The sequence below is a fragment of the Planococcus sp. CAU13 genome, from assembly GCF_000775575.1.
Classification (GTDB): domain Bacteria; phylum Bacillota; class Bacilli; order Bacillales_A; family Planococcaceae; genus Planococcus.
Genome location: NZ_JRGN01000089.1, coordinates 1 through 223 on the forward strand (window position 1 = coordinate 1; position 223 = coordinate 223).

Consider the following 223-nt stretch of genomic DNA (forward strand, 5'->3'; position numbering starts at 1 on the left):
TAAGATGGAGGGGACAGCCGAGTTTTTCAGCTTGAATTTGTACGAAGACAAGCGCTGGTGGAAAGATGATTTCACCAAAACCATTGAACTGGACTACTGGCATCAGGCGAAACGAGAAATTGACACAACAGATGATGAAATAAAAGGGAAATTTTGCTTCGGCGATCCAAAGAACGGCACCCCTTTTATGGCCGGATATGCCTTTGCCTATGAAATGGTAAAA

General features: G+C 43.5%; 1 protein-coding gene. It reads left to right on the forward strand.

Translation table 11 applies throughout. The annotated features are described in order from the left end of the window. Positions 1-4: 4 nt before the first annotated feature. On the forward strand, positions 5-223 hold a 219-nt coding region (locus KW93_RS04020; protein WP_268809835.1), incomplete at its 3' end, for a DUF2268 domain-containing putative Zn-dependent protease.